26 protein-coding genes are annotated in these 22,511 nt (G+C 72.9%); 15 read left to right on the top strand and 11 right to left on the bottom strand.

Annotated features, from left to right (window positions below; genetic code table 11):
- Positions 1-38 precede the first annotated feature (38 nt).
- The 5 genes from EJF31_RS01425 to EJF31_RS22505 all read left to right on the top strand — a co-directional run bounded on the left by EJF31_RS01425 (position 39) and on the right by EJF31_RS22505 (position 3,634).
- On the top strand, positions 39-890 hold the full coding sequence (locus EJF31_RS01425; RefSeq protein ID WP_125035321.1) for a DUF2785 domain-containing protein: 852 nt from the start codon (positions 39-41) through the stop codon (positions 888-890).
- Positions 891-932: 42 nt separating this feature from the next.
- Complete coding sequence (locus EJF31_RS01420) at positions 933-2,588, top strand: acetolactate synthase (protein ID WP_125035320.1); 1,656 nt, start codon at positions 933-935, stop codon at positions 2,586-2,588.
- Positions 2,589-2,595: 7 nt separating this feature from the next.
- Positions 2,596-3,108 (top strand): GNAT family N-acetyltransferase, encoded by a 513-nt coding sequence (locus EJF31_RS01415; protein WP_125035319.1) that lies wholly within the window; start codon positions 2,596-2,598, stop codon positions 3,106-3,108.
- Positions 3,108-3,476 (top strand): thioesterase family protein, encoded by a 369-nt coding sequence (locus EJF31_RS01410; RefSeq protein WP_125035318.1) that lies wholly within the window; start codon positions 3,108-3,110, stop codon positions 3,474-3,476. Before EJF31_RS01415 ends, EJF31_RS01410 begins: the two co-directional genes overlap by 1 nt.
- A gap of 83 nt (positions 3,477-3,559) precedes the next feature.
- Positions 3,560-3,634: a 50S ribosomal protein bL37 gene (locus tag EJF31_RS22505; protein ID WP_369759046.1), complete on the top strand. Its 75-nt coding sequence runs from the start codon at positions 3,560-3,562 to the stop codon at positions 3,632-3,634.
- A gap of 95 nt (positions 3,635-3,729) precedes the next feature.
- On the opposite strand, the gene rsrA is transcribed toward EJF31_RS22505, so the two are convergent.
- The 5 genes from rsrA to EJF31_RS01385 all read right to left on the bottom strand — a co-directional run bounded on the left by rsrA (position 3,730) and on the right by EJF31_RS01385 (position 6,867).
- The gene (gene rsrA / locus EJF31_RS01405; protein WP_125035317.1) at positions 3,730-4,011 is read right to left on the bottom strand and encodes a mycothiol system anti-sigma-R factor; all 282 of its coding nucleotides are present in this window, start codon (positions 4,009-4,011) and stop codon (positions 3,730-3,732) included.
- A complete protein-coding gene (locus EJF31_RS01400; protein WP_125035316.1) occupies positions 4,008-4,652 on the bottom strand; it encodes a sigma-70 family RNA polymerase sigma factor in 645 nt (214 codons plus the stop codon). The genes rsrA and EJF31_RS01400 overlap by 4 nt, the downstream gene beginning before the upstream one ends.
- A gap of 90 nt (positions 4,653-4,742) precedes the next feature.
- Positions 4,743-5,405: an alpha/beta family hydrolase gene (locus EJF31_RS01395; protein WP_125035315.1), complete on the bottom strand. Its 663-nt coding sequence runs from the start codon at positions 5,403-5,405 to the stop codon at positions 4,743-4,745.
- Positions 5,402-6,166, bottom strand: a complete 765-nt coding sequence (locus tag EJF31_RS01390) for an SOS response-associated peptidase (protein ID WP_125035314.1) — start codon at positions 6,164-6,166, stop codon at positions 5,402-5,404. Before EJF31_RS01390 ends, EJF31_RS01395 begins: the two co-directional genes overlap by 4 nt.
- 38 nt (positions 6,167-6,204) lie before the next feature.
- Positions 6,205-6,867 carry a hypothetical protein gene (locus EJF31_RS01385; RefSeq protein WP_125035313.1) on the bottom strand — a complete coding sequence of 221 codons (663 nt, stop codon included), beginning with the start codon at positions 6,865-6,867 and terminating at the stop codon, positions 6,205-6,207.
- A 218-nt stretch (positions 6,868-7,085) separates the two neighbouring features.
- Between EJF31_RS01385 and EJF31_RS22455 the strand changes: the two genes are divergently transcribed.
- From EJF31_RS22455 to rsgA, 4 genes are read left to right on the top strand one after another with little or no spacing between them, the layout of a single operon-like run.
- The gene (locus tag EJF31_RS22455; RefSeq protein ID WP_125035312.1) at positions 7,086-8,783 is read left to right on the top strand and encodes a sigma-70 family RNA polymerase sigma factor; all 1,698 of its coding nucleotides are present in this window, start codon (positions 7,086-7,088) and stop codon (positions 8,781-8,783) included.
- 39 nt (positions 8,784-8,822) lie between these two features.
- Positions 8,823-9,353 carry a DoxX family membrane protein gene (locus tag EJF31_RS01375; RefSeq protein WP_125035311.1) on the top strand — a complete coding sequence of 177 codons (531 nt, stop codon included), beginning with the start codon at positions 8,823-8,825 and terminating at the stop codon, positions 9,351-9,353.
- Positions 9,354-9,389: 36 nt separating this feature from the next.
- Positions 9,390-10,664: a 3-phosphoshikimate 1-carboxyvinyltransferase gene (gene aroA / locus EJF31_RS01370; protein ID WP_125035310.1), complete on the top strand. Its 1,275-nt coding sequence runs from the start codon at positions 9,390-9,392 to the stop codon at positions 10,662-10,664.
- Between the two features lie 16 nt (positions 10,665-10,680).
- Positions 10,681-11,682 carry a ribosome small subunit-dependent GTPase A gene (gene rsgA / locus EJF31_RS01365; protein WP_125035309.1) on the top strand — a complete coding sequence of 334 codons (1,002 nt, stop codon included), beginning with the start codon at positions 10,681-10,683 and terminating at the stop codon, positions 11,680-11,682.
- 3 nt (positions 11,683-11,685) lie between these two features.
- Here the strand turns inward: rsgA and EJF31_RS01360 are convergent, their stop codons facing one another.
- On the bottom strand, positions 11,686-12,123 hold the full coding sequence (locus tag EJF31_RS01360; RefSeq protein WP_125035308.1) for a DUF2231 domain-containing protein: 438 nt from the start codon (positions 12,121-12,123) through the stop codon (positions 11,686-11,688).
- Between the two features lie 41 nt (positions 12,124-12,164).
- Between EJF31_RS01360 and hisN the strand changes: the two genes are divergently transcribed.
- Together hisN and EJF31_RS01350 are read left to right on the top strand one after the other, a co-directional pair.
- Positions 12,165-13,055, top strand: coding sequence for a histidinol-phosphatase (hisN, locus tag EJF31_RS01355; protein ID WP_125035307.1), 891 nt, complete (start codon positions 12,165-12,167; stop codon positions 13,053-13,055).
- 99 nt (positions 13,056-13,154) lie between these two features.
- Positions 13,155-13,586, top strand: a complete 432-nt coding sequence (locus tag EJF31_RS01350; protein WP_125035306.1) for a CBS domain-containing protein — start codon at positions 13,155-13,157, stop codon at positions 13,584-13,586.
- A 6-nt stretch (positions 13,587-13,592) separates the two neighbouring features.
- Here EJF31_RS01350 and EJF31_RS01345 read toward each other — a convergent pair whose 3' ends face one another.
- Positions 13,593-14,645 (bottom strand): PP2C family protein-serine/threonine phosphatase, encoded by a 1,053-nt coding sequence (locus EJF31_RS01345; protein ID WP_185736103.1) that lies wholly within the window; start codon positions 14,643-14,645, stop codon positions 13,593-13,595.
- A 73-nt stretch (positions 14,646-14,718) separates the two neighbouring features.
- Between EJF31_RS01345 and EJF31_RS01340 the strand changes: the two genes are divergently transcribed.
- On the top strand, positions 14,719-15,087 hold the full coding sequence (locus EJF31_RS01340; RefSeq protein WP_125035304.1) for an FKBP-type peptidyl-prolyl cis-trans isomerase: 369 nt from the start codon (positions 14,719-14,721) through the stop codon (positions 15,085-15,087).
- A 9-nt stretch (positions 15,088-15,096) separates the two neighbouring features.
- On the opposite strand, the gene EJF31_RS01335 is transcribed toward EJF31_RS01340, so the two are convergent.
- Both EJF31_RS01335 and EJF31_RS01330 read right to left on the bottom strand, forming a co-directional pair.
- Positions 15,097-15,357 (bottom strand): RNA-binding S4 domain-containing protein, encoded by a 261-nt coding sequence (locus tag EJF31_RS01335; RefSeq protein WP_125035303.1) that lies wholly within the window; start codon positions 15,355-15,357, stop codon positions 15,097-15,099.
- A complete protein-coding gene (locus EJF31_RS01330) occupies positions 15,357-16,640 on the bottom strand; it encodes a DUF445 domain-containing protein (protein WP_125035302.1) in 1,284 nt (427 codons plus the stop codon). The genes EJF31_RS01335 and EJF31_RS01330 overlap by 1 nt, the downstream gene beginning before the upstream one ends.
- 84 nt (positions 16,641-16,724) lie before the next feature.
- Here EJF31_RS01330 and EJF31_RS01325 point away from each other — a divergent pair, with 84 nt between their 5' ends.
- The 3 genes from EJF31_RS01325 to EJF31_RS01315 all read left to right on the top strand — a co-directional run bounded on the left by EJF31_RS01325 (position 16,725) and on the right by EJF31_RS01315 (position 20,164).
- Complete coding sequence (locus EJF31_RS01325; RefSeq protein ID WP_125035301.1) at positions 16,725-17,123, top strand: adenylyltransferase/cytidyltransferase family protein; 399 nt, start codon at positions 16,725-16,727, stop codon at positions 17,121-17,123.
- Between the two features lie 126 nt (positions 17,124-17,249).
- Positions 17,250-18,800, top strand: coding sequence for an MXAN_6640 family putative metalloprotease (locus EJF31_RS01320; protein WP_125035300.1), 1,551 nt, complete (start codon positions 17,250-17,252; stop codon positions 18,798-18,800).
- Positions 18,801-18,880: 80 nt separating this feature from the next.
- Positions 18,881-20,164: an APC family permease gene (locus EJF31_RS01315; RefSeq protein ID WP_125035299.1), complete on the top strand. Its 1,284-nt coding sequence runs from the start codon at positions 18,881-18,883 to the stop codon at positions 20,162-20,164.
- Here the strand turns inward: EJF31_RS01315 and EJF31_RS01310 are convergent.
- Both EJF31_RS01310 and EJF31_RS01305 read right to left on the bottom strand, forming a co-directional pair.
- Positions 20,112-20,960, bottom strand: coding sequence for a sterol desaturase family protein (locus EJF31_RS01310; protein ID WP_125035298.1), 849 nt, complete (start codon positions 20,958-20,960; stop codon positions 20,112-20,114). The genes EJF31_RS01315 and EJF31_RS01310 overlap by 53 nt on opposite strands.
- Positions 20,961-20,995: 35 nt before the next feature.
- Complete coding sequence (locus EJF31_RS01305; protein WP_125035297.1) at positions 20,996-22,414, bottom strand: PLP-dependent aminotransferase family protein; 1,419 nt, start codon at positions 22,412-22,414, stop codon at positions 20,996-20,998.
- Positions 22,415-22,511: the final 97 nt, after the last annotated feature.

Raw genomic sequence — 22,511 nt, 5'->3', positions numbered from 1 at the left:
TTGGGCGTGTCGGGAGCGCTCTTGGCAGGATGTGCGCCATGTCGGGGTCGTACTGGAAGCAGGTCCACGCCGACGGGCTCGCCGTCCCGTCGGACCGGCCCCTCGACGACCTCACAGCCGAGCTGACCCGGATGCTGGGGTCCACGGACCCCGCCCTGCGCGACGGCACGGCCTACCCCACGCTCGTCACCTGGATCGAGCGCGGCGTCTACGACGACCTGCTCAACGGGCTCGGCGACGGGATGGCCGCGGGCCTGCGGGTCGGGATCGGCGAGAAGGACACCGACACCGTCTTCCGTCGCAGCTTCTCGGCGCTGGTGCTGGCCGAGTGCATCGAGCGCGACAACGGACGACCGCTGCTGGCCGGCGGCAAGATCCTCGAGTGGGGCGACCGGATCGCCACCTGGCTGCTGCGCGAGAAGGACACACGCGGCTTCGTCCCCGGCAAGGGCTGGGCGCACGCCGTGGCCCACGGCGCCGACGCGCTGGGCGTGCTGGCCCGCTCCCCCCACGTCGCGACCCCCGAGCTGACCGTCATCCTCGACGTCATCGCCGACCGGCTCCTGCTGCCCGTCGACGCGCTGTTCACCAACGGCGAGGGCGACCGGCTGGCGATGGCCACGATGGCGGTCCTGCGCCGCAACGCGGTGCCCCTGCGCGTCCTCGAGCCGTGGATCGCCCGGATCGCCGCCGCCGCGGGCACCCTCGGCTCCTACGACGACCGCGACCCGCACCTGCTCGGCGGCAACGCCCAGATCTTCCTGCGCGCGCTCTACCTCCAGCTCGCGCTCGCACCCAACCCCCCGGTCGTCCGCTCCGACCTGCTGCTCGTGCTGGTCGACGCGCTCAAGGCGAGCAACCCGCACTACCTCGGCCCGACCGCCGGCTGACCCGCTCCCGCGCGGTGGGTACCAGTCGGTAACCTGCGTCACATGAGTGAGGACCTCAGCGGCCACGCCGGCGAGCTCGCGGTGGCGGTGGCCCGCGCACACGGTGTCGAGACCATGTTCACCCTCTCGGGCGCGCACGTCTTCCCGATGTACGACGGCGCCGTGAAGGCCGACCCGCCCCTGCGGTTGCTCGACGTGCGCCACGAGCAGACCGCCGCCTTCGCCGCCGAGGCCACGGGCAAGCTGACCCGGGTGCCGGGGCTGGCCGTCCTCACCGCCGGGCCGGGCGTCACCAACGGGGTCAGCGCTATCGCGCAGGCCCAGTTCGCGGGCTCGCCGATGGTCGTGGTGGGCGGTCGCGCCCCGCAGAACCGCTGGGGCTCCGGCAGCCTCCAGGAGCTCGACCAGCCCCCGATCGTCGCGTCGGTGTGCAAGCTGGCGCGCACGCTGCCGACGGCGGGCGACGTACTCACCGGGCTGGACGAGGCGTTCTGCGTCGCCGGCTCCTCGCACCGCGGCCCGGTCTTCGTCGACGTGCCGATGGACGAGCTCTTCAACTCCGCGTCGGGTCCGGCACCGTCGGGCCGTCGGATGCCCGGCGCCGAGCCGGACACCGACGCGCTCGACCGGATCGCCGCGCTGCTGGCGGCGGCCGAACGGCCCGCCCTGGTGCTCGGCACCGACGTCTGGGCCGACGGCGCCGAGGTCGCCGCCCTGCGCTTCGTCGAGGCCGTGGGGATCCCCGCGATCACCAACGGGATGGGGCGGGGCGTCGTGCCCGGTGGCCACCCCCTGCTCGTCACCAAGGCACGCGGCCAGGCACTCGGCACCGCCGACCTGGTCGTCGTGGTCGGCACCCCCCTCGACTTCCGGCTCGGCTACGGCGCCTTTGGCGGCAAGGACGGCGCCCCGCCGGCCGCGGTCGTGCACGTCGCCGACTCCCCCGGCCAGGTCGCCGGGCACGCCGAGCTCGCGGCGTCGGTCGCCGGCGACCTGACCTCGGTGTTCGACGGGCTGCTGACGGCCCTCGAGCGCCAGCCGCGCCGGCCCGACTGGTCCCCGTGGGTCACGGGGCTCCAGGACACCGTGCGCGCCGCGACCGAGCGCGACCTCGCCCTGCTCCGGGCCGAGGCCGACCCGATCCACCCCGCCCGGATCTACGGCGAGCTGGTGCCCCGGCTGGCCGAGGACGCCGTGGTCATCGGCGACGGCGGCGACTTCGTCTCCTTCGCCGGCAAGTTCGTCGAGCCGACGAGGCCCGGCGGCTGGCTCGACCCCGGGCCCTACGGCTGCCTCGGCGCCGGGCTCGGCTCGGCCATCGCCGCCCGGATCGCCCGCCCCGACGCCCAGGTCGTGCTGCTCCTCGGCGACGGGGCCGCCGGCTTCTCGCTGATGGACGTCGACACCCTGGTCCGCCACGGCCTGCCGGTCGTGATGGTGATGGGCAACAACTCGGCGTGGGGCCTGGAGAAGGGCCCGATGCAGATGCTCTACGGCTACGACGTGGCCGCCGACCTGGCGCCGCGGACCCGCTACGACGAGGTCGTGAAGGCCCTGGGCGGCGCCGGGGAGACCGTCACCGACCCGCGCCACGTCGGCCCGGCGCTCGACCGCGCGTTCGCGTCCGGCGTGCCCTACCTCGTCAACGTGATCACCGACGTCGAGGCGGCCTACCCCCGCGCGACCTTCGGGATCTGAGGCCGGGATGCGGATCAGGAGGGCCACCCCGGCCGACCACGAGCGCGCCGGCGAGGTCACCGTCGCGGCGTACGCCCCGTTCACGCTCGGACCCGCCGACCCCTACATCGCCCGCCTGCGCGACGCCGGCACCCGCGACCGCGAGGCCGAGCTCTGGGTCGCCACCGCCGACGGCGACGACGCCGACCTGCTCGGCTGCGTGACGCTGTGCCCGCCGGGCTCGCCGTGGCGCGAGATCTCGACCGAGGACGAGGGCGAGTTCCGGATGCTCGCCGTGGCGCCGCACGCCCAGGGGCAGGGCGTCGGCGAGGCGCTGGTCCGGCTCTGCCTGGACCGGTTTGCCGGCGAGGGCTGCCGCGGCGTCGCGATCTCCAGCCTCCCCCAGATGACCGCTGCCCACCGCCTCTACGACCGGCTCGGCTTCACCCGGCTCCCGGAGCGCGACTTCGACCCGATCCCGGGCGTGCACCTGATCGCCTTCCGGGTCCCCCTCGTCCCCGCCGTGCAGGGGCGGCCCTGATGGACCTCGCCGCGACCCTGACGTTCACGGTCACCGACGACGACACGGCCGTCGCGGTCGGCTCGGGCAGCCTGCCCGTGCTCGGCACGCCGCGACTCCTCGCCTGGTGCGAGGCGGCCACCTGCGCCGCGATCGACCCCACGCTGGCCGACGGATCCACCAGCGTCGGCACCCGCATCCAGTTCGAGCACCTCGCCGCGAGCCCGGTCGGGGCCGAGGTCGAGGTCACCGCGACGGCGTCGTACGCCGACGGCCGGCTGGTGCGCTTCGTGGTGGCCGCGCGGCACGGGCACGGCGGCAAGGTCGTCGCCTCCGGCGAGGTCACCCGCGTGGTCGTCGACGCCGAGCGGTTCCTGGGTCGACTCTGACCCGATTTCGCCTGATCGCCGAACCTTTGAGAGACTGACCCGTGGCCCTCTCGCGGGTCGACACCGATTCGGAGGAGAACACCATGGGCAAGACCGGCCGCAAGCGCCGCGCTCGCAAGAAGAAGGGCGCGAACCACGGCAAGCGCCCCAACGCCTGAGCGCCAGCTGCACCACGCAGCAATGCACTGAGCCCCCACACCGTCACGGTGAGGGGGCTCGTTGCATGTCAGGCCCGGCAGCTGCGCCGAGTCGATCAGCCTTCGCGGGTGATCTGCACCTGCACCTCGCGCAGCCGGAACATCACGCGCTGGCGCAGGTCGTCGGGCGCGGCCTCCGAGCAGGAGCGCGCGACGACGGCCTTGACGGTGCGCTGGAGGTCGTACTTCTCCAGGCAGGGGTTGCAGGTGTCGAGGTGGGCCCGCACGACCGAGCAGTCGGCCTCGTCGAGCTCGTTGTCGAGGAAGTAGACGATGCGCTCGAGGTACTCGGCGCACTCGGTGCTGGTGGGCTCGTCGGAGCCGTGGGTGTGGGTCACTTGTCCGCTCCGTCCCGGCCGATGGGGAGGAGGTCGTTGGCGCGGACGTAGTCCGACAGCATGTCGCGCAGCTGGCGTCGCCCACGGTGCAGGCGGCTCATCACGGTGCCGATGGGGGTGTCCATGATCTCGGCGATCTCCTTGTAGGCGAAGCCCTCGACGTCGGCGAGGTAGACGGCCAGGCGGAACTCCTCGGGGAGCCGCTGCAGGGCGTCCTTGACCTGCGAGTCGGGCAGGTGCTCGAGGGCCTCCATCTCGGCGGACTTCAGGCCCGTCGAGGAGTGCGACTCGGCACGAGCCAGCTGCCAGTCCTCGACGTCCTCGGACATCGACTGCTGCGGCTGGCGCTGCTTCTTGCGGTAGGTGTTGATGAAGGTGTTGGTGAGGATCCGGTACAGCCACGCCTTGAGGTTGGTGCCGGGCCGGAACTGGTGGAACGACGAGTAGGCCTTCGCGAAGGTCTCCTGGACCAGGTCCTCGGCGTCGGCGGGGTTGCGGGTCATCCGCATCGCCGCCGAGTAGAGCGGGTCGAGGAAGGGCAGCGCGTCGCGCTCGAAGCGCAGCGAGCGCTCCTCGTCGGTCTCGGTCGCGGGGTCGACGACGGCCTCGTCGTCCGGCGTCGCGTTCAGGGAGTCAGTCATCGCGTCCCAGTCTAGGGCGGGGTCCAGACGCGACGCCGGGACGTTGGCGATCGGGTGTTCGATGACGGCTAGCACGTCACGTTGAACACCTCAGGTGGAGCGGCCATTCCCGGCGACCTCGCGCACGATCCACTCCAGCGTCGCCTCGACGACGATCTCCAGCGCCTCGTCCTGGCTGACCGGGCCGCGGGCCGGCACCTTCAGCCCGTGGTCGCCGCCGGGGACGACGGCGAGGTCCAGACCGTGGCGAAGCGAGGAGGGGAACTCCTCGGGGCGGCCCATCGTGTCGCGCTCCCCCTGGATGACCAGGATCGGCACGCCGGCACCCTCGAGCTCGGCCAGCCGCGACTTCTCGGGCCTGCCCGGCGGGTGCAGGGGGAAGGCGAGCGCGAGGCAGCCGACGGCACCGAGGCCCTTGGCACAGCGGGCCGCGGAGCGTGCGCCGGCGGAGCGCCCTCCCACCACGAGGGGGGTGCGGACGCGGAGCTGGTCGGACGCGGCGACCAGCGCCGCGTCGAGGGTGGCCGGCGGGGTGGCGACCTTGCGGCCGGCGACCTTCCACGGCTGCTCGAGCCGCACGACGGTGACGCCGTTGCGCGGCAGGTGGTGAGCCAGCGCCTCGAGGTCACGGGTGTCGATGCCGTTGCCGGCACCGTGGCTGAGCAGCAGCGTCGCCACGGGGCTCCGGGCCCGGTCGGTGACGAGCCGGGCGTCGCCGTGCGGGGTGGCCACGACCCGCTCGACGCGGGTCACCGGAGCTCCTCCGGGACGTCGTCGAGCGGCAGCGGCTCGACGAGCTCCGGCCCGTTGTTGCGCACGTTGCTGACCAGGGTCGAGACGGGGTAGGCCTCGAGCTGGCCCGGGGCGGCCGGCACCAGCAGGTCGAGCAGGTTGCCCTGCCCCTCGACGGTCGGGTCCAGCCACTCGTGCCAGCGGTCGCGCTCGACCATCAGCGGCATCCGGTCGTGGATGTGGCCCACGGAGTCCTCGGCGTCGGTCGTGATGACCGTGCAGGTCCAGCGGAACCGGTCGGGGTCGTCGTCGGCCTTGGACGGGTCCCGCCAGATCTCGTAGAGCCCGGCCATCGCCAGGACGCCGTGGTCCTTCGGGCGGATGAAGAACGGCTGCTTGCGGGGCTTGCCCGCCTGGGTCAGCTGCGCGGTGGGGTACCACTCGAAGTAGCCGTCGGCGGGGAGCAGGCAGCGCCGACGGGCGAACGCCCGCTTGTACGCCGGCTTCTCGGCGACGGTCTCCATGCGGGCGTTGATCATCCGGTTGCCGATCGAGGGGTCCTTGGCCCACGACGGGACCAGGCCCCACGTCAGCACCCGGAGCTGGCGCTCGGGAGGCTCCTCGCTCTCCTTCGACGGCGGCCGCTCGACGACGGCGTACACCTCCTTGGTGGGGGCGACGTTGTAGTCGGGCTCGAGCGGGGCCGGGACCCGCGACTCGACGACCTCGAACTCCTCGATGAGGTCCTCGGGGCGCCTGCTGGAGGCGTAGCGGCCGCACATGGGGCCAGCCTACGGACCCCCGCCCCCGTGCGAGGGGCTCAGTGCCGGGTGAGCTCGTCGAGCAGCAGCGCGGCCGCGTCGTCGTCGCCCGGGAGCCCCTCGATCCAGACCCGGACGCCGTCGCCGACGCCGGCGGAGCCGACGAGCAGGCGCTTGAGCAGCCCGACCCGCTGGCCGAGGTGCCCGTCGCGGGAGGCGAGCGTGACGACCCGGCTAGACCCGAGACGGGCCACGGTCTCGCCGCCGGCGAAGACGGTGCGGGCGGCCACGCCGAGACGGTGGGCCCGGAAGGCGTGCGTGAGCACGTCACCGGGACCACCGTCCGGCCCCCATGGCGCGTCGAGCATGACCAGAGCGTGCGTGTCGCGGACCTCGGGATGGCCGTGGCCGCGGGCGCGGTAGACCTCCGTCAACCGGCTGCGCAGGTGCGCGTGGCTGGCGAGCCCGGTCATCGGGTCCTCGCAGGAGAGCGTGTGCAGGTAGCCGAGCGTCGCCTCGCTCCAGGCCACGGCGACGGCCTGCGTGGCGACGTAGTCCGGGTCCCCTCTCCTGAACCGGCGGTACGTCGCACGCAGGCCGTCCAGGGCCTCCGCGAGCGAGATCCCGTCCTGGGCCAGTCCCTGGCCCACGACCGTGCACGCGTCGACAGGGGACGAGCCCGAAGCAAGGGCATCCCCGACCGCTTCGAAACGAAGCGACATCTCCCTTGCTTCGGTGCCGCCCGGGTCACCCGGACGCGTACGCGTCGCGAAGATCCCCATCGGCTGCTCCTCCACTGGTCCCGTCGACACATGAGGGACGGACCTCCCCGTCGTCCATGACGCGGTTTTTCTTGTCTTGGTGAAGGTCTGGACCAGTGGTAGGACAGAGAGGTGATCCCGCAGGCGTGATCTTTCGCCGACTCGACCGTTGGACCTGCATGAGCCACCTGCTCCCGTTGCTCGACGAGCCCGGGGACGCCGAGCTGATCTCGGCCGTCCGCGGGGGCGACGTCGACGCCTACGGGCTGCTGTGGTCCCGCCACGTCGAGGCGGCGCGCCGACTGGCCCGGCAGATCGTCAGCGCCGGCGAGGTCGACGACCTCGTCTCCGACGCCTTCGCCAAGGTGCTCGGCGTCCTGCAGCGCGGCGGCGGGCCCGACCTCGCGTTCCGCGCCTACCTGCTCACCGCCGTACGCCGCCTGCACGTCGACCGGATCAGGGCCACCTCCCGGCTGCACAGCACCGACGACCTGACGCCCTTCGACCCGGGCGTGCCCTTCCGCGACACGGCGGTGGAGGGCTTCGAGAACGCCACCGCGGCCAAGGCCTTCGCGTCGCTGCCCGAGCGGTGGCAGACCGTGCTGTGGCACACCGAGGTCGAGGGCTCGAAGCCGGCGGAGATCGCCCTCCTGCTCGGCATGAGCCCCAACTCCGTCTCCGCGCTCGCCTACCGGGCCCGCGAGGGCCTGCGGCAGGCCTTCTTGTCGATGCACGTCCAGGAGACCGAGGACGGCACCTGCACCTGGACCCACGAGCACCTCGGCGCCTACATCCGCGGCGGCGTCTCGCGCCGCGACGCCACCAAGGTCGAGGGCCACCTCGAGGACTGCCGTCGGTGCATGGCGATCTACCTCGAGCTCACCGAGGTCAACTCCAACCTCGCCGGCATCCTCGGCCCGCTGGTCCTCGGCGGTGCCGCAGCGGCGTACGTCGGCTCGGCCGGCACCGTGGCCGCGAAGGGCGCGGTGGCGGTGCTGCTCGGCCGGGTCCGCGACACCGTGGCCGGCAACAGCGCCGTGACCGCGGTGGCCGGCGTGGCCGCGACCGTCGTCATCGGGGGTGCCGCCTTCATGACGCTGCAGCACAGCACCGGACCGGCGAGCCTGCAGGCCGGCGGCGGGACCGCGGCCAGCCCCGGCGCGTCCACGAGCACCGGGGGCCCGGCCGGGAGGCCGGGTGGGCAGTCGGGCGGGCCGTCCGGCTCGGCGAGCAGGTCGCCCGTCGGGGTCGTGGGCGGCGTGCCCGTCCTGCCCCCGGTCACCCTCCCCACGCCCGGCGTGCCACCGGGCACCGTGCCGGGCGTCCCGCCCATGACCCCGCCGTCGACCCCACCGTCGGGCGGGCCGTCGGGCGGTCCTTCGGGAGGTCCGTCGGGAGGTCCGTCGGGAGGTCCGTCGGGCCAGCCGTCCAACCCGCCGTCGCACCCGCCCTCCTCTCCCCCGTCGCACCCGCCCTCGTCGCCGCCCTCGTCGCCACCCACCAGCCCGCCGACGAGCCCGCCGCCCAGCGATCCGGGTCCGCCGTCGATGGACCTGTCGGTGCAGGCATCGGTGAAGTCGGGCGGCGCCGCCTTCCACGTGGACGTCGACGTGGCGGGCCTGCCGTCCGACCACACCGCCACCCTGCGGCTCACCTCGGACGGCGCGGCCGTCACGCTGGTGCTGGACCACGGGTGCTCGCCGCTCGAGCTCGGCGAGGCCACGTGCGCGGTGACGCCCGGGTCGACGTCGTACAAGTTCCACGTCGTGCCGATGCGGCTGTCGTCGGTGACGCTCACGTTCACGGTCGTGCCCGACGGGGACGCCGTCGAGAGCGACCCGTCGGACAACACCGCGACGGTCGTCCTCACCCGCTGAGGCGAGCAGGCCTTCCGGCGCATCGTGTAGGAAGGGGGCATGACCGTCACGCGACTGATCGCACGCCCGCTCCTCGCCTCCGCCTTCTTCGTCGGCGCGGTGAGCGCCCTCAAGAACGCCCAGGCTCTCGGCCCCAAGGCCGCCCCGGTCACCGAGAAGATCGTGCCGCTCGCCCACAAGGCCGTGCCCCAGCTGCCGATCCCGGAAGACCCGGTGACGCTGGTCCGGATCAACGCCGCGATCCAGCTCGGCGCCGCCGCCGCGCTCGCCACCGGCAAGGCCCCGCGGACCGCCTCGACCGTCCTGCTGGCGTCGCTGGCCCCGACCACGTTCGCGGGCCACCCCTTCTGGAAGGAGAAGGACAAGGCCGCCCGCAAGGCCCAGGAGCTGCACTTCTTCAAGAACCTCTCCATGGTCGGCGGCCTGATCCTCGCCGGCGTCGACACCGAGGGGAAGCCGGGCGTCGCGTGGCGCACCCGTCGGGCCGCCAAGGACGCACGCCGCGAGGCGAAGCACCTCGCCGCCACCGCACGCCGTGAGGCGAAGCTGGTGGCCGCACAGGTGCACTGAACCTCACGGTTCATCCCGCGTCGATAGGGTGCGGGGGTGACGACCGCCCCTGCCGACCCCTGGCCCGCGCCGCGTGCCTCCGCACCCGTCGACGCCGTCGTCTCCCTGCCCGGCAGCAAGTCGCTCACCAACCGCGCACTCGTGCTGGCCGCCCTCGCCGAGGGTCCCTCGGTCGTCCGCCGGGCCCTGCGCTCGCGTGACACCACCCTGATGGCCGCGGCACTGACCGCGCTGGGGTCACACGTCGACACGTCCGGGCCGGACTGGGCCGTCACGCCCGGTCCGTTCGGCGGCGACGTCAAGGTCGACTGCGGGCTGGCCGGCACGGTGATGCGCTTCGTGCCGCCGGTCGCCGGGCTCAGCACCGGTTCGGTGGCCTTCGACGGCGACCCCCACATGCGCACCCGCCCCATCGGCGAGGTCCTCGGGGCCTTGCGCCACCTCGGCGTGGCCGTCGAGGACGAGGACCGCGGTGCCCTGCCCTTCACCGTGCACGGCACGGGCGCGATGCCCGGCGGCACGGTCGTGGTCGACGCGTCGGCGTCCTCGCAGTTCATCTCGGCACTGCTGCTGGCGGGGGCGCGCTACGACCGCGGGGTCGACGTACGCCACGACGGCAAGCCGGTCCCGTCCCTCCCCCACATCGACATGACCGTCGCGATGCTGCGCGAGCACGGCGTCGAGGTCGACGACTCCGACGCCAACCGCTGGACGGTGGCGCCCGGCCCGATCCGCGCCGTGGACCACCTCATCGAGCCCGACCTGTCCAACGCCGCGCCGTTCCTGGCCCTGGCCGCCGTCTCCGGTGGCTCGGTGACGGTGCGCGACTGGCCGCAGGAGACCACCCAGGCCGGCGACGCGCTCCGCGAGATCCTGGCGCGGATGGGCTGCGACGTGGCCCGCGTCGCCGAGGGCCTGCGGGTCACCGGCACCGGCACGCTCGAGGGCATCGACGTGGACCTGCACGACGTCGGCGAGCTCGCCCCCGCGGTGGCCGCCCTCTGCGCGCTGGCCGGCTCCCCCTCGCACCTGCGCGGGATCGCGCACATCCGCGGGCACGAGACCGACCGGCTCGCGGCCCTGGCCACCGAGCTCGGTGCCCTGGGCTCCGACGTCACCGAGCACCCCGACGGCCTGGAGATCCGGCCGGCGGCCCTGCACGGCGGCGTCTTCCACACCTACGCCGACCACCGGATGGCCCACGCCGGAGTCATCGTCGGTGCCGCGATCGACGGTGTCCTGGTCGAGAACGTCGCCACCACGGCCAAGACGTTCCCCGACTTCGCGGCCTTCTGGTCGGGCCTGCTGTGAGAGCGGGGCACGCGGCGTGAGCGGTCGCTACTCGGAGCACGACCACGAGCACTACGAGCGTCCGCGGCGCCACACCCGGCCGCGCACCAAGGACCGGCCGACCTACGACGACGCCGTCGACGGCGTGGTCGTCACCGTCGACCGCGGCCGCTTCACCCTGCTGATCGAGGGCACCACCGTGATGGCCATGAAGGCCCGGCCTCTGGGCCGCAAGGGCGTGGTCGTCGGGGACCGGGTCCGGGTCGTGGGCGACACGTCGGGCGCCGAGGGCTCCCTGGCGCGGATCGTCGAGGTCACTCCCCGCACGACCACCCTGCGGCGTACGGCGGACGACGACGACCCGGTCGAGCGGGTGATCGTCTCCAACGCCGAGCAGCTGGTCGTCGTGACCGCCCTGGCCGACCCGGATCCCCAGCCGCGGCTGATCGACCGGGCGCTGGTGGCGGCGTACGTCGCGGGCATGCAGCCGCTGCTGTGCCTGACCAAGTCCGACCTGGCCGATCCAGAGACCCTGCTCTCGACCTACCGCTCCCTGGGCGTGCCGTGGGTCGTCACCCGACGCGGCGGCGACCTGTCCGAGGTGCGCGAGCAGCTCCGGGGCCGCACCAGCGTGCTCGTGGGGTCCAGCGGCGTCGGCAAGTCGACGCTGGTGAACGCACTCGTGCCCACCGCGCACCGCGACGTCGGCATCGTCAACGCCGTGACCGGTCGTGGCCGGCACACGTCGACGTCGGCGTTCATGCTCGCCCTGCCGGGCCCGACCTCGAGCCCGGACGGCTGGATCATCGACACCCCCGGCATCCGGTCCTTCGGCCTGGCGCACGTGCAGCCCGAGGACCTGATCGGGGCCTTCCCCGACCTCGACGAGATGACCGAGGAGTGCCCCCGCGGCTGCACGCACGGCACCGACGAGCCCGAGTGCGGGCTCGACGACGCGGTCGAGGCCGGGCACGCCGACCCCGAGCGGGTCGCGTCGTTCCGGCGGCTGCTCGCCGCGCGGAGCGAGCCGGCGTACTGAGGCCTACTTGCCCCAGACCGAGCGCGCTCCCGCGTCACCGGTGAGCACGACGAGGACCAGCACGGTGCCGGCGGCGACGAGGAGCAGGCCGTGGAGCAACAGGCGCAGGGCGCCCGTGCGCGCGTGCAGCCAGCCCGTCACGATGGCGAGGACGCCGAACGGCAGGGTGACGTAGAACAGCACGGTGGCGCGGGTCTTGTGCGTCTGGAGGCTGGGCAGCTGATGCAGGTCGGGCCTGCTGTTGTAGAAGCTCAGGCCCGTGACGTAGGCGGCCACGACCGCGCCCGTCGCCACCACGGCAAGCACCAGCATCGGCCAGCGCAGCTGGTCGCGCCGACCCGGCAGCACGACGTAGGCGAGCGCGGCGAGGGCGCCCAGCGGACCGAACACCACAGCCGCGTGCACCACGAGGGGGTGCAGCGGAAGACCGGCGATCTCCATGGTTGAACGTTAACGCAGAACCCGGGGCATAGCCTGTGCCCATGCCGACCCCGGGTGCCACCGACTTCACCGACGACCTGCGCCTCGCGCACGTCCTGGCCGACGACGCCGACTCCATCACCACCGACCGCTTCAAGGCGCTCGACCTGCACGTGATGAGCAAGCCCGACCTGACGCCGGTCACCGACGCCGACCAGGCCGTCGAGGAGAGCATCCGGCGCACGCTGTCGCGGGTCCGCTCCCGCGACGCCGTGACCGGCGAGGAGCAGGGCACGACCGGCAACAGCCAGCGCCGCTGGGTGGTCGACCCGATCGACGGCACCAAGAACTTCGTCCGCGGCGTCCCGGTGTGGGCGACGCTCATCTCGCTGGTCGTCGACGACGAGGTCGTCCTCGGCGTGGTCTCCGCGCCGCAGCTGCAGCGCCGCTGGTGGGCGTCCCGGGGCAACGGAGCCTGGACCGGCCGGTCCCTGCTCAAGGCGACCCGCTGCCAGGTGAGCGACGTACGCCGCCTCGAAGACGCGTCGCTGTCCTACGCCTCCCTGCACGGCTGGGACGAGCGTGGCCGCCTCGACGACTTCCTGTCCCTGACCCGGCGCTGCTGGCGCACCCGCGCCTACGGCGACTTCTGGTCCTACATGCTGCTCGCCGAGGGCGCGGTGGACATCGCCGCCGAGCCCGAGCTCGAGGTCTACGACATGGCCGCGCTCGACGTGATCGTGCGCGAGGCCGGCGGCCGGTTCACCTCGCTGCAGGGCACCGACGGGCCCTTCGGCGGCAACGCGCTGGCCACCAACGGGCACCTGCACGAGGCGGCGCTGTCCTTCCTCGGCTCGATGCCCGACGACACCGACGACCCCGACTGGCGGCGCAGCGGACCGGGCTCGGTCAGCGAGCTGCGGGCCCGCCGGCCGCGGACCGACGAGGACTGATCACAGCGGATCCCATCGGACCCGCGTGTATCTGTACGGAGCCGCCGGGACGCGGGTAACTTCGAAGGTGGAACGATCGGACCCTCGAAAGGTGCAGCCATGCGCATCGCGGACGTACTCAAGGCCAAGTCCTCCCAGGACGTCGTCACGATCACTCCGGAGGCGGGGGTGCGCGAGCTCATCGCCCTGCTGGCCGAGCACAACGTGGGCGCCCTGATCGTCAGCACCGACGGCACCACCGTCCAGGGGATCGTCAGCGAGCGCGACGTGGTCCGCCAGCTCCACCAGAACGGCACCGTCCTCAACGACACGGTCGCGACGATCATGACCGCGGACGTCGAGACCTGCGACGAGACCACCCACGTCGACGACCTGATGAAGATCATGACCGAGCGCCGGATCCGCCACGTGCCCGTCGTCAGCGGCGACCGCCTGGTCGGGATCATCTCGATCGGCGACGTCGTCAAGCACCGCATCGACCAGCTCGAGTTCGAGCGCGACCAGCTCGACCACTACGTGCACCAGAGCTGAGCAGGGCTAGTCGCGCGGCTCGCTCTCGGCGAGGACGAGGGCCAGGTCGTCACCCATGACCCGGCCACCGAAGTCGAGCAGGTGCTCCACCAGGCGGTCCAGCGCCTCCTCGACGGTGCCCTCGGCCAGCTCGGCCGAGAAGTCGTCGAGCGGGAAGAACGTCCCGCGCTTGTCGCGCGCCTCGACGAGGCCGTCGGTGTAGAAGAGGATCCGGGCCCCCACCGGCCAGGCGTGGTGCGACAGCTCCGGCTCGGAGCCGAGCCCCAGCGGCAGCGTCGGCTCCCCGGTGTCGACGGTGCTGACGGTGGTGGTGGGCTCGGGCAGCACCAGCAGCGGCGGGTGGTGGCCGCAGTTGGCCAGGCTCACCATGTCCCCGTGGAACTCCCCCACGATGGCGGTCACGAACTCCTCGTCGCCCACCATCCGCGCCAGGGTCACGTCGATGGAACGGGCCAGCGCGGCCGGATCGGGCTCGGTGAACGCCGCGGCCCGGAAGGCACCGAGGACCGCCGCCGCCGTCTGCACGGCCTCCAGGCCCTTGCCGCGCACGTCGCCCACGATCACGCGGACCCCGAACGGGGTGGCCGCGACCTCGTAGAGGTCACCCCCGACCAGGGCCTCGGCGGAGGCCGAGACGTAGCGCGCGGCCAGGCCCACCGAGCCGATCGCGGTCGGCATCGCCCGGAGCACCGCCCGCTGGGCGGTCTCGGCGATGATCGTCATCCGCTGGAGCCGGGACTCGCGACGGTCGCGAACCACGGCGGCCTGGACGGCCACGCCTCCGGTGAGCAGGGTGACCCCGCACCGCAGGCTCCAGTCCAGCGTCCCGAACGTGTCGAAGCGGAACCCGCTCACGAAGGCCGCGACGAGGGCCAGGACCGCGACGAGCCCGGTCCGCCGGACCGTGGTCAGGAGACTGGCGACGATCGCCGTCCCGCCGAACCCGGCCGCGAGCTGGATCCCGGAGAGGAAGGACACCGCGACCGTCACTGCAAGGGCGCCGAGCCCGACCACGAGCCCCATGTCCAGGGGCGCCCGGCCGGCGCGGTGAGTGGTCACCGGCCCATGGTGGCACCCGCGGGCGGCGTACCGCGGTCGAATCGCGCCGCACCGGCTCGTTAGGGTGAGGGTCATGGACAAGCCTGAGATCGACTTCTTCGACCCCGAGCCGCCGACCGACCTGGTGGTCACCGACATCACCGAGGGCGACGGCGCCGAGGCCAGCGCCGGACAGACCGTCTCGGTGCACTACGTGGGCGTGGCCCACTCCACCGGCGAGGAGTTCGACGCGTCGTACAACCGCGGCACCCCGCTGCAGTTCCGCCTCGGCATCGGCCAGGTCATCTCGGGCTGGGACCAGGGCGTGCAGGGCATGAAGGTCGGCGGCCGCCGCCAGCTCGTGATCCCGCCGCACCTGGGCTACGGCGACCGCGGCGCCGGTGGCGTCATCAAGCCCGGCGAGACCCTGATCTTCGTCGTGGACCTCCTCGGCGTCAGCTGACCCGGGGCCTCACCAGGGCAGGTCGTCCCCCGCGTCCTCGTCGGAGACGCGGGCCGACTGCCCGCCCAGGGTGACCACGTCACCCACCACCAGCTGGCGGCCGCGGCGGGTCTCGACCTCGCCGTTGACCTGGACCGCGCCGTCCTGGATGACCGGCTTGGCCTCGGCCCCGCTCTCCACGAGGTTGGCCAGCTTGAGGAACTGCCCCAGCCGGATCGACTCGTCGCGGATCGGCACGTCCATGGCATCCAGGGGTTCGCTCACGGGCATCAGTGAATCACCACGCTGACGGCGTGGATCACCACGCCCACCAGGCCGCCGACGATGGTGCCGTTGATCCGGATGAACTGCAGGTCGCGACCCACGTGCAGCTCGATGCGCTGCGCGGCCTCCTTGCCGTCCCACCGCTCGATCGTGTGCGTGATGACCGCGGTCAGCTCCTTGCCGTAGCGCTCGACGGCGAACACCGCGGCGTCGGCGGCCAGGCCGTCGAGGCGGGCGCGCAGCTCCGGCTCGGCGCCGAGCCGCTCGGCGAAGCGGCAGACCTCGGTGAGCAGCCGGCGGCGTACGGCGCCCTCCGGGTCGGTGAGCGAGCCCTGGAGGGCCCGGCGCAGCGCGTTCCAGAGCGAGATCGCGGACGCGATCACGCTCGGGTGCTCGAGCAGTCGGTCCTTGAGCGCCTCGGCGCGGCCCTGAGTCTCGGGGTCGTGGAGCAGGTCGTGGGCCAGCTGGTGGACGTAGGTGTCCAGCGCGTGCCGGGCGCGGTGGTGCGGGTCGTCGCGGATGTCGGAGACCCACCGGAGCAGCTCGACGTGGATGCGCGAGGTGACGACCTCGTTGAGGCGGGGCGGCGTCCACCACGGGGCCCGCTCCCCCAGCACGTCGGCGACGGTGTCGGGGTTCTCGATCAGCCAGTCGTGCAGCTCGGCCAGCGCGAGGTCGACGACCCCGTGGTGCAGGTCGTCGCGGACGATCTCGGTCAGCAGGCCGCCCAGCAGCGGCGCGATGGGCTCCTCGCGGAAGCGCGGCACCAGCGCCTCGGTGACCAGGTCGGCGATGTGCTCGTCGCGCACCTTGCCGAGCGCGATCGAGGCCACGTCGGAGACCTCGTCGACCACGCGGCGGGCGTTGGCGGGGTCCTCCAGCCAGGTCCCGAGCCGGCGGGCGATCGTGGCGGCGGCGATCCGGTCGCGGATGATCGCCTCCTGGAGGAAGTTCTCCCCCACGAAGTCCTGCAGGCCGCGGCCGAGCTCGTCCTTGCGCCGAGGGATCAGCGCGGTGTGCGGGATCGGCAGCCCGAGCGGGTGCTTGAACAGGGCCGTGACCGCGAACCAGTCGGCGATCGCACCGACCATCGATGCCTCGGCCCCGGAGTTCACGTAGCCCAGGAAGCCGTCCTGCCCGAGGGTGGCGACGTACACGACCGCGGCGAAGCCGAGCAGCGAGACCGCGAGCGTGCGCATCCGGCGCAGGCCTCGTCGACGCGCCTCGTCGGCCTCCGGTGCGGGCGTGATCAGGGGGGTGGTGCTCGTGGGTGCCGTCTGGGTGCTCATCGCGGCCATCCTCGCGCATGCGTGGTCGGCGGGTGGTGGGCGCGGGCTCGGGTGAACAGCGGGTGACGTGCCAGAATCTGCCGCATGTCGCGCACCGTCATCACCTTCGGCACGTTCGACGTCTTCCACGTCGGCCACCTCCGGGTGATCGAGCGTGCCGCCGCCCTGGGCGACCGGCTCGTCGTCGGCGTCTCGGCCGACGAGCTCAACCTGCGCAAGAAGGGCCGCGAGCCGGTCTTCAGCCAGGGCGAGCGGCTCGCCATCGTGGCCGCCCTCAAGGCCGTCGACGAGGTCTTCGTCGAGGAGAGCCTGGAGCTCAAGCGCGACTACATCCAGAAGTACGCCGCCGACGTGCTCGTCATGGGCGACGACTGGAAGGGCCGCTTCGACGAGTTCGGCGACATCTGCGAGGTCGTCTACCTGACCCGCACACCCGCGATCTCGACGACCGCGCTGATCGAGAAGATCTCCGCCACCAGCTGACTGGGGCGGGAGGCGCGGAAACCCCTGTCCCTGCAGCGGTTTAGGGTGAACGACGATCCGGGAAGTCTGGATCCCAGCGGCGCCGTCGGGTGTCGCCCCGACGACTCGGAACTCAGGGGGAAACACATGCGCCGTTCGATCGCCGCCGCCGTGGTGGCCATGGCCACGGCTCTGACCGTGCTGCCGGCAACCACGTCGTCCGCCACCGACGGGAAGCCGACGCCCGGTGCGCCGGCCGCGCCGTCGGCCCGTGTGCTGGCGGAGCAACAGGCGACCCGGGCGCTGACGACGGCCCACGCCGTCCTCGCCGGCACCGCCGGCGCGAGCGCCGGCAAGCGTCCCGAGGGGACGCTGGCGATGCGCGACCTGTTCGCCGCACTGCCCGACCTCGATGCCTCGCAGCAGAAGCAGGCGCACGCGGTGCTGGCACGCCCCACCGACGGGGCCGGTGACCCCTACGGCGACGGCTACACCGTGCCGGCCAAGCGCAAGTGTCAGGGCAACTTCTGCATCCACTGGGTGGCGACCACCAGTGACGCGCCGCCGAGCCAGGCCTGGGTCACCAAGACCCTCGCCATCATGAACAAGGTCTGGCACCACCACGTCACGAAGATGGGCTACCGCGCCCCCGTCCAGGACGGCACCCGTGGCGGCAACAGCAAGTTCGACGTCTACCTCAAGGACGTCGGCGCCAAGTCGCTCTACGGCTACTGCGCGCCCGAGAAGCGCAAGCCCGGCACCAAGTGGCTGGCCTCCGGCTTCTGCGTCCTCGACAACGACTTCTCGCAGAGCCAGTTCGGCGCCCCGCCGATCAACAGCCTCAAGGTGACCGCCGCCCACGAGTTCTTCCACGCGGTCCAGTTCGCCTACGACTACGGCGAGGACTCCTGGTTCATGGAGGCGACCGCCACCTGGATGGAGGAGCGCTTCGCCGACGACGTCAACGACAACCGCCAGTACCTCCCCTACGGCCAGGTCAAGCTCGCCGGCTCGCAGCTGGACTTCTTCAACCAGGACGGCTTCAACCAGTACGGCAACTGGCCGTTCTTCGAGTACCTCTCGACCCACTACGGCAACGGCGTGGTCCGCACGATCTGGAACCGCGCCGGCGCCTTCAAGGGTGCTCCCGACCTCTACTCCACCAAGGCGATCCGCTCGGTCCTGGGCAGCCACGGCGGCTTCCCGAAGGTGTTCCGCAGCTATGCGGCCGGCAACACCGTGCCGGCGCGCACCTACCCCGAGGGCAAGGCCTGGCCGCACGCGGTCATCGCCCAGCGCTGGAAGCTGTCGAAGGACAGCCGCACCCGCCACCACGCCTTCACGGTCGACCACATGGCCTCGGCCAACGCGCTCCTCAAGCCCGACGCGAGCCTGTCCGGCCCGCGCTGGATGGCCCGGATCACGATCGACGCGCCCGGTCACAAGAGCTCGCCGGGGATCGTCGTGATCATCAAGAAGAAGAGCGGGACCATCAAGAAGTCGGTCCACCTGACCCGCGGCGGCTACGGCAAGGTCAAGGTCCCGTTCAGCAGCAGCGGGGTGCGGAGCGTGACGGTCACGATGGCCAACGCCTCGACCCGCTTCCAGTGCTGGCACCGCACGGCCTACTCCTGCCAGGGCAAGCCGGTCGACAACAACAAGCAGTTCACGCTGAAGGTCGCCGCCTTCAAGCGCTGACCCGCCGGAGGCATTGGCTCAACGAACCGGCGCCCGATTGGCACTTCAAGAGTGCCGATCGGGCGCCGTACGTTTGCCCGGTGACGATCACCCAGGCTCCCCCTGCCGGGCTCAACGTGCCGCAGGGCGCGGCCCTCACCGTCGGCGCGGTGCTCGGCACCGGCGTCATCTCCCTGCCGGCCCTGGCCGCGCGTGCGGCCGGCCCGGCCTCGCTCCTGGCGTGGCTCGCCCTCGTGGTCCTCTCCGTCCCGCTGGCCGCCACGTTCGCCGCGCTCGGCGCCCGGCACCCCGACGGCGGCGGGGTCTCGACCTACGCCCGGCGCGCCTTCGGCACCCGGGCCGCGACGGTGGTCGGCTGGTGCTTCTACTTCGCGATCCCGATCGGGGCCCCGCCCGCGGCCGGCTTCGCCGGCGCCTACGTGGCGGACACCGTCGGGGGCGGCCGCCACACCCAGCTGCTCACGGCCGGCCTGCTCATCGTGGTCGTCGCCGCCATGAACTGGTACGGCGTGCGCGTGTCGGGACGTGCCCAGCTCGCGATCGCCGCCGTGCTGGGCGCACTCCTGCTCGTGGCCACCGCCGTCTCGCTCCCCCACGCCAGGCTCGCCCACCTGACGCCGTTCGCCCCGCACGGCTGGCTGGCCGTCGGGTCGGCGGCGGCCCTGCTCGTGTGGGCGTTCGCCGGCTGGGAGGCCGTGACGTCGCTGTCCGCGGACTACCGCGACCCCGCGCGGGACATCACGCGAGCCACCGGCGTCGCCGTCACGGTCGTCGCGGTGATGTACCTCGGGATCGCCTTCGCGACCGTGGCCGTCCTCGGCGACGGTGCCAGCAAGGCCCCGCTGTCGGACCTGCTCGTCCTCGGCTTCGGGGAGGTCGCCCGCCCGGTCACGACCCTCGTCGCCGTCCTGCTGTCGGTGGGCGCGATGAACGCCTACTTCGCCGGCGGTGCGCGTCTCGGCGCGGCCCTGGGCCGCGACGGCGCCCTGCCGGTGTGGTTCGCCCGAGGCTCGCTCGCCGGCGAGGTCCCGCGCCGCTCCCTGATGGTGGTGACCGGCTACTCCCTGGGCTGCCTGCTCGTGGTGGCCGCCACCGGCATCCCGCTGGAGTCCTCGCTGCTCCTCGTCACCGGCGCGTTCACGCTGGTCTACGTCGTCGGCACCGCCGCCGCGATCCGGCTGCTCCCGCGGGGCACCTGGGTGTGGCGCGGCGCGGTGGTGTCGTTCGTCTCCACGCTCGGGCTGCTCGCCCTCACCGGGACCCACCTCCTCGCGGCCGCCCTGATCTCGCTGGGCGCGCTGGCGTGGACGCTCAGGACACGAGGTCGCGTGATGACTCCGCCGGCGACCATCCCGGGTGCCTGACGACGTAGCCCCACCGGTCCCGCCACCGCGTCGCGCGACGGACGTCGCGAGCGATGGCGGCGAACTCGTGGAAGGCCACCCGGGCCGGGTTGAACGTGCGGATGTTGGTGGTGAGGCCGTAGACGACGCGCTCGTCCTCGGGCTCGAAGGTGCCGAAGACCCGGTCCCAGACGATCAGGATGCCGCCGTAGTTGCGATCCAGGTAGGCCGCCTGCGAGCCGTGGTGGACCCGGTGGTGCGACGGGGTGTTGAGCACCAGCTCGAGCGGTGCCCACAACCGGTGCACACGCTCGGTGTGCAGGAAGAACTGGTAGAGCAGGCTGACCGACTGCTGGAGCAGGATCATCCAGGGCGCGAAGCCGGCCAGCGCCAGCGGCAGCCAGAAGACCACCGAGGAGAAGGGCGTCCACGGCTGACGCAGGGCCGTGGAGAGGTTGTAGAACTCGCTCGAGTGGTGCACCACGTGGCTGGCCCAGAAGACGCGGATCGTGTGGTGGGTGCGGTGGTACCAGTAGTAGGCGAGGTCGTCGGCCAGGAACAGCGCCACCCAGGTGAGCGGGTTGTCGGCGGGCAGGTGGACGGGTGCGAGGAGGTACGTCGCGGCGTACGCCGCCAGCACGACGAGCTTCCACCCCGCGTTGACCACCACGTTGCCCAGCCCCATCGACAGGCTGGTCAGGGAGTCGCGACGTTCGTAGCCGATGCCGTCGTCGTCGGGCAGGAAGTGGAACGACAACGCCTCGAGGACCAGGCAGACCACGAAGACCGGGATGGCGTGCAGGATCAGGTCGAACACGGCGGCGTCCTCACGAGTGGCGTCGACGGATGGGCTCAGCGGGCGCGCAGCAGCCTAGCCAGCGCCAGCAGCCCCGGGGTGACCGTCCGCGTCTCGGCCGCGCCGTAGCCCAGCACCAGCCCGGAGGGGCCACACCCGTCGTGCCCGTAGGCCGAGAGCGCCTCGACCGCGACGCCCTGTGCCGCCGCGTCGGCGACGAGCGCGACGTCGTCGACGGTCGGGTCGCGGAACAGCGCGGCGACGTGCAGGCCCGCTGCGGAGGGGACCACCTCGAGGTGGTCGGCGAGGTGCGTGGCCAGCCCCTCGAGGACGAGGTCGCGGCGCTCGGCGTACACCGCCCGGGCCCGGCGGAGGTGTCGGGCCAGCATGCCGTCGGAGATGAATCGTGCGAGGGCGGCCTGCTCGGGCAGCGAGCCGTAGCCGTCCGCGAGCTGACGGGCACCGCGCAGCGCCTCCCGCAGGGTCGGTGGGGCGACGAGGTAGCCCGCCCTCAGGGCCGGGACCAGCGACTTGGAGAACGTGCCCACGTAGATGACGTGCCCCGACTGGTCCAGGGCGTGCAGCGTCTCCATCGGCCGCTCGGTGAAGCGGAACTCGCTGTCGTAGTCGTCCTCGACGACCGCGGTGCGGTGCCGGGCCGCGAACTCCAGCAGCGCCTGCCTCCGCTCCTGGGCGAGCGGTGAGCCCAGGGGGAACTGGTGGGACGGCGTGGTGAACACCAGGCGCGCCCGCCCGGGGAGCTCGTCGACGACCAGGCCGTGCGCGTCGACGGGCACGGGCACGACGCGCGCACCGTGGGAGGCGAACAGGTCCCGGGCGAACGGGTAGCCGGGGTCCTCGACCGCGACCACGTCGCCGGGCTCGACGAGCACCCGGGCGACGAGGTCCAGCGCCTGCTGGGTGCCGTGGGTGACCAGGACGTCCTCCGGGTCGGCCGCGACGCCGCGCGAGATCGCGAGGTAGCGGCCGATGGCGGCCCGGAGCGCGGGGTGCCCCGCGGGCTCGGCGTAGGTGCCGGGGTGGTGGGCGCCGGCCCGCAGCTCGGCGGCGACCAGCTTGCGCCAGGTGTCGAAGGGGAAGAGCGAGGCGTCGGGGATGCCGACCCGGAAGTCGTGCGGGGGCCGGGGGGCCTGCCCGCTGACGGCGTACGGCGTGAAGGTCCACCCGCGTCGCGGGGCGAGCGCCGCACCCTTGGGGCTGCTCGGGACCGCCGCCGCCAGGGCGGTCACGTAGGTGCCGTCGCCGACGTGGGAGGAGAGGAAGCCCTCGGCCACGAGCGACTCGTAGGCCGCCGCGACGGTGTTGCGGGAGACGCCGAGGTCGCGCGCGAGCGTACGGGTCGGCGGCAGCCGGTCGCCGGCGCCCAGGCGGCCGCTCCGGATCGCGTCGAGCAGGGCCCGGTAGATGGCCGTCGCCCGGTCACCTCGCGCGCTCAGGTCGACCGCGAGATCCATGTCCCCAATGTCCCACGCCGGCAACTCCGGTGGGGTGCCCGATGTCGGTGGAGCCTGACACCCTCACCGCATGCGAGGTGGGTACGGCAGCAGCGGT

Source organism: Nocardioides sp. LS1, from assembly GCF_003865225.1.
In the GTDB taxonomy this organism is placed as follows: domain Bacteria; phylum Actinomycetota; class Actinomycetes; order Propionibacteriales; family Nocardioidaceae; genus Nocardioides; species Nocardioides ginsengisegetis.
The sequence above is the reverse complement of the archived record's forward strand: the minus strand, read 5'-3'. Positions and strand labels throughout refer to the sequence as shown.